This window comes from Streptomyces sp. NPDC059398, assembly GCF_042751845.1.
Classification (GTDB): domain Bacteria; phylum Actinomycetota; class Actinomycetes; order Streptomycetales; family Streptomycetaceae; genus Streptomyces.
In genome coordinates this window covers 6737-17510 of sequence record NZ_JBHYWP010000138.1, presented here as the reverse complement: position 1 = coordinate 17510, position 10774 = coordinate 6737, and the positions used below count along the sequence as shown (strand labels likewise).

9 protein-coding genes are annotated in these 10774 nt (G+C 68.5%); 7 read left to right on the top strand and 2 right to left on the bottom strand.

Annotated features, from left to right (window positions below; genetic code table 11):
- Positions 1-320 precede the first annotated feature (320 nt).
- From ACFXBC_RS32645 to clpX, 3 genes are all read left to right on the top strand, one after another.
- Complete coding sequence (locus ACFXBC_RS32645; protein ID WP_385032866.1) at positions 321-941, top strand: ATP-dependent Clp protease proteolytic subunit; 621 nt, start codon at positions 321-323, stop codon at positions 939-941.
- A gap of 50 nt (positions 942-991) precedes the next feature.
- On the top strand, positions 992-1675 hold the full coding sequence (locus tag ACFXBC_RS32640; RefSeq protein WP_385032863.1) for an ATP-dependent Clp protease proteolytic subunit: 684 nt from the start codon (positions 992-994) through the stop codon (positions 1673-1675).
- 156 nt (positions 1676-1831) lie between these two features.
- Positions 1832-3124 (top strand): ATP-dependent Clp protease ATP-binding subunit ClpX, encoded by a 1293-nt coding sequence (gene clpX, locus ACFXBC_RS32635; RefSeq protein ID WP_385032860.1) that lies wholly within the window; start codon positions 1832-1834, stop codon positions 3122-3124.
- A gap of 99 nt (positions 3125-3223) precedes the next feature.
- Here clpX and ACFXBC_RS32630 read toward each other — a convergent pair whose 3' ends face one another.
- Entirely contained in the window at positions 3224-4273 is a 1050-nt protein-coding gene (locus ACFXBC_RS32630) for a hypothetical protein (RefSeq protein ID WP_385032857.1), read from the bottom strand.
- Between the two features lie 137 nt (positions 4274-4410).
- Here ACFXBC_RS32630 and ACFXBC_RS32625 point away from each other — a divergent pair, with 137 nt between their 5' ends.
- A complete protein-coding gene (locus tag ACFXBC_RS32625) occupies positions 4411-7032 on the top strand; it encodes a valine--tRNA ligase (protein WP_385032854.1) in 2622 nt (873 codons plus the stop codon).
- 89 nt (positions 7033-7121) lie between these two features.
- Here the strand turns inward: ACFXBC_RS32625 and ACFXBC_RS32620 are convergent, their stop codons facing one another.
- Positions 7122-8135, bottom strand: a complete 1014-nt coding sequence (locus ACFXBC_RS32620; protein ID WP_385032851.1) for a rod shape-determining protein — start codon at positions 8133-8135, stop codon at positions 7122-7124.
- A gap of 148 nt (positions 8136-8283) precedes the next feature.
- Between ACFXBC_RS32620 and ACFXBC_RS32615 the strand changes: the two genes are divergently transcribed.
- The 3 genes from ACFXBC_RS32615 (at position 8284) to ndk (ending at position 10636) form a co-directional block, all read left to right on the top strand.
- Positions 8284-9783 (top strand): bifunctional folylpolyglutamate synthase/dihydrofolate synthase, encoded by a 1500-nt coding sequence (locus ACFXBC_RS32615; protein WP_385032869.1) that lies wholly within the window; start codon positions 8284-8286, stop codon positions 9781-9783.
- 3 nt (positions 9784-9786) lie between these two features.
- Positions 9787-10137, top strand: coding sequence for a DUF4233 domain-containing protein (locus tag ACFXBC_RS32610; protein ID WP_385032848.1), 351 nt, complete (start codon positions 9787-9789; stop codon positions 10135-10137).
- A gap of 85 nt (positions 10138-10222) precedes the next feature.
- Positions 10223-10636 (top strand): nucleoside-diphosphate kinase, encoded by a 414-nt coding sequence (ndk, locus tag ACFXBC_RS32605; protein ID WP_385032845.1) that lies wholly within the window; start codon positions 10223-10225, stop codon positions 10634-10636.
- Positions 10637-10774: the final 138 nt, after the last annotated feature.

The following is a 10774-nucleotide window of genomic DNA, read 5'->3' as shown; positions in this document are numbered from 1 at the left end:
GCCCGCCCCCCCCCGCGCGCCCCCCCCCCCGCACACCGCGACAGCGGCGGCGCGGCGGTGGCCCCCGGCCCCCCCCACGCCCATCGTCCGCACGCGCCGGACGCCTCACCGCCGGGGCGCGCCGGGCCCGGGGCCCCGCCGTTCGGGTCAGGCCCTACCTTGCGCTCCCAGCGAACAGTTCGGGAAGCGGGATGGCGTTGTCCCACCTGCGCGTTAGGGTCCATGAAGAGGAGACTCCGGGAGTAGACGACCACCCCCGGACTCCTGCTGTACGAAGACGCTGAGACGGCCGGAGCCGTCAGAGACGAGCAGGTGGATACGTGACGAATCTGATGCCCTACGCCGCCGGCGAGCCCAACATCGGTGGCGGCCTCGGCGACCAGGTCTACAACCGACTGCTCGGTGAGCGGATCATCTTCCTCGGCCAGCAGGTCGACGACGAGATCGCCAACAAGATCACCGCGCAGCTGCTCCTCCTTGCCGCCGACCCGGACAAGGACATCTTCCTTTACATCAACAGCCCCGGCGGCTCGGTGACGGCGGGCATGGCGGTCTACGACACCATGCAGTACATCCCGAACGACGTGGTCACTATCGGTATGGGCCTCGCGGCCTCGATGGGCCAGTTCCTGCTGACCGGCGGCACCGCGGGCAAGCGCTTCGCGCTCCCCAACACCGACATCCTGATGCACCAGGGCTCGGCCGGTCTCGGCGGCACCGCGTCGGACATCAAGATCCAGGCCGAGCAGCTGCTCCGTACGAAGAAGCGCATGGCGGAGATCACCGCCCGGCACTCCGGCCAGACCGTCGACGCGATCATCCGCGACGGTGACCGCGACCGCTGGTACACGGCGGACGAGGCCAAGGAGTACGGCCTCATCGACGAGATCATCTCCTCCGCATCGGGCGTTCCGGGCGGCGGCGGCACCGGGGCCAACTGACGCCCCGGACCCCTGTCTCCGAACCCGGCCGACCACTGAACGCCACCAGGATGGTGAACACCAGCATGAACGACTTCTCCGCCTCCGCCAGCGGCCTCTACACCGGCCCGCAGGTCGACAACCGCTACATCGTTCCGCGCTTCGTCGAGCGCACCTCGCAGGGCGTGCGTGAGTACGACCCGTACGCGAAGCTGTTCGAGGAGCGCGTGATCTTCCTCGGTGTGCAGATCGACGACGCCTCCGCCAACGACGTTATGGCGCAGCTCCTCTGCCTGGAGTCGATGGACCCGGACCGGGACATCTCCATCTACATCAACAGCCCCGGTGGCTCGTTCACCGCGCTGACCGCGATCTACGACACGATGCAGTTCGTGAAGCCGGACATCCAGACGGTCTGCATGGGCCAGGCCGCGTCCGCCGCCGCCGTCCTGCTGGCCGCCGGCACCCCCGGAAAGCGCATGGCACTTCCGAACGCCCGTGTGCTGATCCACCAGCCCTCCTCGCAGACCGGCCGTGAGCAGCTCTCCGACCTGGAGATCGCGGCCAACGAAATCCTGCGTATGCGGACCCAGTTGGAAGATCTGCTGGCCAAGCACTCCACCACGCCGGTGGAGAAGATCCGCGACGACATCGAGCGCGACAAGATCCTGACGGCCGAGGACGCCCTGGCGTACGGCCTGGTCGACCAGATCGTTTCGACCCGCAAGGGCTCCGTGGGGATGATGTCCACCTGATGGCCGTTTGATTTACCTTCCGTCCCCTGGCACGGTGCACGTCAAAGTGAACCGTGCCAAGGGGGGCCCGAACGAGGGGCCCGGCAAGGTACCGTCGAATATGAGGCACCAGGAGACGCTGAACGTGGCGCCTCCCAGGCGAAGGGGAAGCACCTCGTGGCACGCATCGGTGATGGCGGCGACCTGCTCAAGTGCTCGTTCTGCGGGAAGAGCCAGAAGCAGGTGAAGAAGCTCATCGCAGGCCCCGGGGTGTACATCTGCGACGAGTGCATTGATCTCTGCAACGAGATCATTGAGGAAGAGCTCGCGGAGACCTCCGAGGTGCGGTGGGAGGAACTGCCCAAACCGCGTGAGATCTATGAGTTCCTTGAGGGGTACGTCGTCGGGCAGGAGCCCGCGAAGAAGGCCCTCTCGGTAGCGGTCTACAACCACTACAAGCGCGTCCAGGCCGGTGAGAACGGCGGCGGCTCGGGCCGTGAGGACGCGATCGAACTCGCCAAGTCCAACATCCTGCTGCTGGGCCCCACCGGCTCCGGCAAGACGCTGCTCGCCCAGACGCTGGCCCGGATGCTCAACGTCCCGTTCGCGATCGCGGACGCGACCGCGCTCACCGAGGCAGGCTATGTCGGCGAGGACGTCGAGAACATCCTGCTGAAGCTGATCCAGGCCGCGGACTACGACGTCAAGAAGGCCGAGACCGGCATCATCTACATCGATGAGATCGACAAGGTCGCCCGCAAGAGCGAGAACCCGTCGATCACGCGTGATGTCTCCGGCGAGGGCGTCCAGCAGGCCCTGCTGAAGATCCTGGAGGGCACCACCGCATCGGTGCCTCCGCAGGGTGGCCGCAAGCACCCGCACCAGGAGTTCATCCAGATCGACACCACAAACGTGCTGTTCATCGTGGGCGGCGCGTTCTCCGGTCTGGAGCGGATCATCGAGTCCCGCGCGGGCGCGAAGGGCATCGGCTTCGGTGCCACCATCCGCTCCAAGCGGGAGATCGAGGCGAGCGACCAGTTCCAGGAGGTCATGCCGGAGGACCTGGTGAAGTTCGGGATGATCCCCGAGTTCATCGGCCGCCTCCCCGTCCTGACCTCGGTGCACAACCTGGACCGCGAGGCGCTGCTGCAGATCCTGGTCGAGCCGCGGAACGCCCTGGTGAAGCAGTACCAGCGCCTCTTCGAACTCGACGGTGTGGAGCTGGACTTCGACCGTCCCGCACTGGAGGCCATCGCCGACCAGGCGATCCTGCGCGGCACCGGGGCGCGCGGACTGCGCGCCATCATGGAGGAGGTCCTCCAGTCGGTGATGTACGAGGTGCCGTCCCGCAAGGACGTCGCCCGGGTCGTCATCACGGCCGATGTCGTCCGCGACAACGTGAACCCGACGCTGGTCCCGCGCGAGCCGCGGATCGTCGGCAACGACGGGCGGCACGAGAAGTCCGCGTAGCCGCAGCGACGCGAGCAGAGACGACGCGAGCGCACGACGAAGGGGCGCCGACCGGTCCGTGGAGACCGGCGGCGCCCCTTCGCGCTGTGCTGACGGCTGTTACTGCTTGACGCGGGAGGAGTTGTACACCTTCGCGGTGAGCGCCGCCGCCTCGTCCAGCGAGAGCGACTTATGCGTGAGGATCAGCGCGACATCGGTGTTCTGCACGATCCCGAGGGTGCTGTAGTCGGCCCAGATGCAGATGGGCAGGACGAAGGTCTTCGGCACCTGCGCGGTCGGGTCGCTGCTGCCGCTGCTGCTGCTGGTGTTCGTGACCTTGGCGTTCTGGCACTTCATGAGAGCGCCGCTGAAACCCGTGGGCTTGACCGACCTGGGGCTGTCCTGCAGCTCCACCTTGACGCCGTTGGACGCCTTCTCGGCGATGTTCGCCTTGGAGAGCGCGAAGGCGCTGTCGATGGCCTGCTGCGGGTTGTCGATGGTGCCCCAGAGACCGGAGAGGTTGAGATCCTTCTCGGTCAGGCCCGTGCCGGTCTTGTAGGCGGCGCCCGTCTTCGACGGGTTCTTGACGCCCACGGCCTCGGCCTTCTGCTTGCCGTCCTTGCCCCATGCCGAGGTGTCGCCGCCCTGCTGCTTCTGGTACTCACCGATCGAGGCCGGTGCCGCGATCCTGTACCCCTTGGTGCTGTCGGCGACATCGCCGTTGCCGCCACTCTTCGAGGTCAGCAGATAGACCCCGCCGCCGATCACCGCGACCGCCACGATCACCGCGCCGATGATCAGCCCGGTCTTCTTCTTCGGGGCCTGCGGGGGCGGCGGCACCTGGCCGTACCCGGGCTGCTGGCCGTAAGGCGGCTGCTGAGGCTGCTGTCCGTACGGGTTCGGCTGGCCCGGCTGCTGCGGGTAGCCGTATCCCTGCTGCGGCGGAACGCCCTGCGGGGGCTGCTGCGGATAGCCGTAGCCGGGCTGCGGCTGGCCGCCGGGCTGTCCGTACGGGTTGCCGGGCTGCTGCTGGGGCTGCGGCGGCTGCCCGTACGGTCCTGGCTGCTGCGGCTGCTGTCCGTACGGGCCGGGCTGCGGCGGCTGCTGCCCGTACGGGCCGGGCTGCTGTGGCGGCTGCTGTCCGTACGGCCCCGGCTGGTTGTAGCTCATGGACTGGGTCCCCCTCTGAATCCTTACCTGATGCCGACATCCTGACGGACGCGTCCGCACACCGGGGAGACGGGGGCCACAGTCTCACCAAAGATTCCCGTTTCAGTACGGGACCGTGACGCCCTTAAACTAGGCCCGTGACCGAGAACTCTTCGCAGACTCCAGCGCCCACCACCGAACTGCCGACCCAGTACGCGCCGGCCGAGGTAGAGGGGAAGCTGTACGAGCGCTGGGTGGAGCGCGGTTACTTCGAGGCCGACGCCAAGAGCGACAAGACCCCCTTCACCATCGTCATCCCGCCGCCGAACGTCACGGGCGCCCTCCACCTGGGCCACGCCTTCCAGCACACGCTGATGGACGCCCTCACCCGCCGTAAGCGGATGCAGGGGTACGAGGCGCTGTGGCTGCCCGGGATGGACCACGCGGGGATCGCCACCCAGAACAAGGTGGAGCAGCAGCTCGCCGAGGAGGGCAAGTCCCGCCAGGACCTGGGGCGTGAGGAGTTCACCGCGCGTGTCTGGCAGTGGAAGGAGCAGTACGGCGGCAAGATCCTCGGGCAGATGCGCCGCCTCGGGGACGGGGTCGACTGGTCCCGTGAGCGGTTCACCATGGACGAGGGCCTGTCCCAGGCCGTCCAGACGATCTTCAAGAAGCTCTACGACGACGAGCTGATCTACCGCGCCGAACGCATCATCAACTGGTGCCCGCGCTGTCTGACCGCGATCTCCGACATCGAGGTCGACTACCAGGACGACGACGGCGAGCTGGTCTCGCTGAAGTACGGCGAGGGCGACGAGACCCTGGTCGTCGCGACCACCCGGGTCGAGACGATGCTCGGTGACACCGCGATCGCCGTTCACCCCGACGACGCGCGGTACGCGCACCTCATCGGCAAGCGGATCAAGCTGCCGCTGACCGACCGGACCATCCCGGTTGTCGCCGACGCGCATGTCGACCCCGAGTTCGGCACCGGTGCCGTCAAGGTGACGCCCGCTCATGACCCGAACGACTTCGCCATCGGACAGCGGCACGGCCTGGAGTCCATGACGATCATGGATGAGCGCGGTGTCATCACCGTGCCCGGCCCGTTCCACGGGCTCGACCGGTTCGAGGCGCGCGCCACGATCGTCGAGGCCATGCGGGAACAGGGCCGGGTCGTGGCGGAGAAGCGCCCGTACGTCCACTCCGTGGGCCACTGCTCGCGCTGCAAGACGACCGTCGAGCCGCGGCTCTCGCTCCAGTGGTGGGTCAAGGTCGAGACGCTCGCCAAGGAGGCGGGCGACGCCGTCCGCGACGGGCGCGTCACGATCCACCCCAAGGAGATGGAGAAGCGCTACTTCGACTGGGTCGACAACCTCAACGACTGGTGCATCTCGCGCCAGTTGTGGTGGGGCCACCGGATCCCCGTCTGGTACGGACCGGAGGGCGAGGTTGTCTGCGTCGGACCGGACGAGGAGCCGCCGACGGGTGAGGGCTGGCACCAGGACGAGGATGTCCTCGACACCTGGTTCTCCTCGGGCCTGTGGCCGTTCTCCACGCTCGGCTGGCCGGAGCAGACCCCGGACCTGGAGAAGTTCTACTCGACCGATGTGCTGGTCACCGGGCACGACATCATCTTCTTCTGGGTCGCCCGGATGATGATGTTCGGTCTCTACGCGATGGACGGGAAGGCCCCGTTCAAGACCATCGCGCTGCACGGCCTCGTTCGCGACGAGCACGGCAAGAAGATGTCCAAGTCCTTCGGCAACGTGGTCGACCCGCTGGACTGGATGGACGAGTACGGCTCCGACGCCGTCCGTTTCACCCTCGCCAACGGCGCCAACCCCGGTGCGGACGTGCCGATCGGCGAGGACTGGGTCAAGGCGTCGCGCAACTTCGCCAACAAGATCTGGAACGCGACCCGCTTCGCGCTGATGAACGGCGCCACCGTCGAGGGCGAACTGCCCCCCGTCGAGAAGCAGTCGGCCAACGACCGGTGGATCCTGTCGCGGCTGAATGCGGTCGTCGCCGAGGCGGACGCGTACTACGACGACTACCAGTTCGCCAAACTCGCCGACACCCTCTACCACTTCGCGTGGGACGAGGTCTTCGACTGGTACGTCGAGCTGTCGAAGACGACGTTCTTCGCGGGCGGCGATGCGGCGCAGGTCTCGGCGCGGGTCCTCGGCGAGGTCCTCGACGTGATGCTGCGGCTGCTCCACCCGATCGTCCCGTTCGTCACCGAAACGCTGTGGACCACGCTCACCGGCAAGGAGTCGGTCGTCGTGGCCGACTGGCCGAAGGACTCCGGCTTCCGGGACAGCGCGGCCGAGCAGGAGATCACGCTGGTCCAGCAGGTCATCACCGAGGTCCGCCGCTTCCGCTCGGACCAGGGGCTCCAGCCGGGCCAGAAGGTCCCGGCCCAGCTCGACCTGGACGGCACGGCGCTGGCGCCCCACGAGGCGTCCATCCGCCAGGTGCTGCGGCTCCAGCCCGCGGGGGAGGGCTTCCACGCCACCGCCTCGCTGCCGGTCGCGGGCGCCAGGGTCGCGCTCGACCTGTCGGGGACGATCGATGTGGCGGCCGAGCGCAAGCGGCTGGCCAAGGACCTGGGCGCCGCCGAGAAGGAGAAGGCGCAGGCGCTGGGGAAGCTCGGCAACGAGGCGTTCCTGGCGAAGGCCCCGGACAACGTGGTCGACAAGATCCGCACCCGTCTCGCCAAGGCCGAGTCGGACCTGGAGCGGATCCAGGCCCAGCTCGACGGACTGCCGCAGGCGTAGGCCGGGTCCACACCCGTAGGCCGGGCCCACACCCGTACGCAGAAGACCCCCCGCAGGTCCGCCGGGGGTCTTCTCCGTCGTACGGGCGGTCAGGTGGCGGGCGTCAGGACCTTGGCGGTCACCGAGTCGAACTCCTCGACGCACTTGCCCGTTCCCAGCGCCACACACTCCAGCGGCGATGCGGCCACCGTCACATCGATGCCGGTGGCCGACGCGATCCGCAGATCCAGGCCGGGAAGGAGCGAGCCGCCGCCCGTCAGCACGATCCCGTGCTTCATGACGTCGGCCGCCAGCTCCGGCGGGCACTCCGCCAGGACCGACTGCACCGTGGCGATGACGGCCTCGACCGGCTCGTCCAGCGCGGTGCGGATCTCCTCGGCGGTGAGGATGAGCGCGGTCGGCACCCCGTTGGTCTTCTCGCGCCCCCGGACCGTGCAGGTGCGGCCCTCCTGCCCCTGCTCGTCCGGGGCCGGCCAGGCCGAACCGATCTCCAGCTTGACCTCATCGGCGGTCCGCTCCCCGATCAGCAGGCTGCGCTCCTGGCGGATGTAGTCGCTGATCGCGGCGCTCATCCGGTCGCCGCCGAGCCGCAGCGACTTCGATGTGACGATGCCGCCCATGGAGATCACGGCGACCTCCGTCGTACCGCCGCCGATGTCGACGACCATCGAACCGCGCGGTTCGTCCACCGGCAGCCCCGCGCCCATCGCCGCCGCCATCGACTCGTCGAGCAGGTGGACGGTCCGGCCGCCCGCGTCCTGCGCGGCCTGCACGATCGCCCGCAGCTCCACCGGGGTCACCCCGGTCGGCATGCAGACCACCATCCGGGTGCGCGTCCGCCGGCCCTGGAGGGCCTTGCGCACGAAGTATCTGATCATTTCCGTGGCGGCGTCGTAGTCGCCGATGACGCCCTCCCGCATCGGGCGGAGCGCGCTGACCGAGTCCGGGGTGCGCCCGAGGCTCTCGCGTGCCTCGTCACCGATGGCCGGGGCGGCGCGGCCGCCGTCGCGCACCGCCACCACGGAGGGCTCGTTGAGCACGATGCCCTTGCCGCGGACGTAGAGGAGAGTGTTCGCCGTTCCGAGATCAATGCCTATGTCCATAATTGGTAAGTCTGGTCTCTTATGGGGGTGTTCCGCGCGCCGGAGTGCTCCGAACCGGGGGTCCCGGCGTACAGGGGACGGGTGAGGTCCGGGCACGCCGGGACCTCCGTAGACTGGTCCTGTGAGCGAGTCCGACCCTTTCGACGAAATCGTCGACGCAGCGACCGACCTTCCAGCCGACGACGCGGTACCGGCGGGGGAGACGCCGTCCTCCCCCGACCAGGCGGTGATCGAGGCCGGCAGCCGCACCCTGCGCACCCACGGCGGACCTCCGCCGGGCGACGGGGTGCCGGCCAGGCCCGCCGACCCGGAGGTGGACAGGGCGCTGCGCGCGGTGGAGCAGGAGCTGATCGGCCGCTGGCCCGAGACCCGGCTCGACCCTTCGCTCGTACGGATGGAGGCGCTGCTCGACGTCCTGGGCGATCCGCACCGTGCGTACCCCTCGATCCACATCACCGGCACCAACGGCAAGACATCGACGGCGCGCATGATCGAGGCGCTGCTCGGCGCCCTCGAACTGCGCACCGGGCGGTACACATCGCCGCACGTCCAGTCGATCACCGAGCGCATCAGCCTCAACGGTGAGCCGATCACGGCCGAGCGGTTCATCGAGACGTACGAGGAGATCAAGCCGTTCATCGGCATGGTCGACGCGCAGCAGGAGCACCGGCTCTCGTTCTTCGAGGTGCTCACCGGAATGGCCTACGCGGCCTTCGCCGACGCGCCGGTGGACGTCGCGGTCGTCGAGGTCGGGATGGGCGGGAGCTGGGACGCGACGAACGTCATCGAGGCGCCCGTCTCCGTCGTCACCCCGATCTCGCTGGACCACACGGACCGCCTCGGCTCCACGCCCGCCGCGATCGCCGGTGAGAAGGCCGGGATCATCAAGCAGGGCGCGACGGTCATCCTGGCGCAGCAGCCGGTCGACGCCGCCCAGGTGATGCTGAAGAAGGCCGTCGGGATGGACGCCACGGTCGCCCGCGAAGGCATGGAGTTCGGTGTCGGCAGCAGGGAGATCGCCGTGGGCGGCCAGCTGCTGACGCTGCGCGGCCTCGGCGGTGACTACGAGGACATCTTCCTCCCGCTGTACGGCGCCCACCAGGCGCACAACGCGGCGGTGGCCCTCGCCGCCGTCGAGGCGTTCTTCGGGGTCGGTGCGCAGCAGGCGCAGCGACTCGACAGCGATGTGGTCCGCAAGGCCTTCGCCTCGGTCACCTCACCGGGCCGTCTTGAGGTCGTACGCAGCTCTCCGACGGTCGTCCTGGACGCGGCGCACAACCCCGGGGGCGCGGTGGCGACCGCCGCAGGCGTCACCGAGGCGTTCAGCTTCTCGCGGCTGATCGGGGTGGTCGGGGCGAGTGGCGACAAGGATGTACGCGGGCTGCTCGAAGCGTTCGAGCCGATCTTCGCGGAGATCGTCGTCACCCAGAACTCCACCCCCCGGGCGATGACCGCCGACGCTCTGGCCGCGATCGCCGTCGAGGTCTTCGGCGACGAACGTGTGGTGGTCGAGCCCCGCCTCGACGACGCTCTGGAGGCGGCGATCACGCTCGCCGAGGAGGAGGGCGAGTACGCCGGAGCGGGCGTTCTCGTCACCGGTTCCGTGATCACGGTCGGCGAGGCCCGGCTGCTCCTGGGAAGGCGCTGACCTATGCGCACGCTCTGCGCGTCCACCCTGATCGGTGAGTTCTTCGTGATCGGTTTCGCCGGTCTGGTCGCCATGAAGGGCGATCTGTCGGAGACCACGGTCTGGACCGTGTGCGGTATCGGCATGCTGCTCTCGGTGCTGCTGTGCGGAATGCTGAGCCGTCCGGGTGCGGTCCAGATCGGCTGGGCGCTCCAGATCGCACTGATCGCCAGCGGTTTCTTCGTACCGGTGATGTTCATCCTCGGGGTGGCGTTCGCGGGGCTGTGGTGGGCGTCGGTCCACTACGGGCGGATCATCGACGCGGCAAAGGCCCGCTGGGCGGAGCAGGCATCCGCAGGGCCTGACGCTGCGTAATAGGTGCACGGCAGGGCCCTGTAGCCTGAGCCCTTCCGAGCCGTACCCCGTATCCCGTAACGCCCGTACTGAAGGAGTCCGCACAGTGAGCCAGCGCACGCTCGTTCTGCTCAAGCCCGACACCGTACGCCGCCGGCTGGTCGGCGAGGTCGTCGGCCGCATCGAGCGCAAGGCGGACTGGACCATCTCGGCGATGGAGCTGCGGACACTCGACCAGGACACGCTGGAGCAGCACTACGGCGAGCACAAGGGCAAGCCCTTCTACGAGCCGCTGGTCGAGTTCATGGCCTCCGGTCCGGTCCTCGCGCTGATCGTCGAGGGCGAGCGGGTCATCGAGGGCGTACGCGCTCTGGCGGGTCCGACTGACCCGATTGCCGCAGCGCCCGGATCCATTCGTGGCGATTTCGGCACCATCGTCCGGGAGAACCTCATCCACGCCTCGGACTCGGAGGAGTCCGCGGAGCGAGAATTGAAGATTTTCTTCCCGGGCGTATCCTGACGCCAGGTCAGCCGAATAGCGCTCACAGCCTCGGGGGGGCCGCCGCAAATGGTGGCCCCGCGGGACTAACCGGGGCCGGTTGGGGAGCGCAAGCACCCCCCCCGGCGGCCCCACGATTGTGTGGGGGCCAAAAAAAGC

Coding starts and splice junctions, on each gene's coding strand:
- ACFXBC_RS32640 (WP_385032863.1), top strand. CDS start 992: ATGGTGAACACCAGCATGAACGACTTCTCCGCCTCCGCCAGCGGCCTC.
- ACFXBC_RS32630 (WP_385032857.1), bottom strand. CDS start 4,273: ATGAGCTACAACCAGCCGGGGCCGTACGGACAGCAGCCGCCACAGCAG.
- ACFXBC_RS32620 (WP_385032851.1), bottom strand. CDS start 8,135: ATGGACATAGGCATTGATCTCGGAACGGCGAACACTCTCCTCTACGTC.
- ACFXBC_RS32610 (WP_385032848.1), top strand. CDS start 9,787: ATGCGCACGCTCTGCGCGTCCACCCTGATCGGTGAGTTCTTCGTGATC.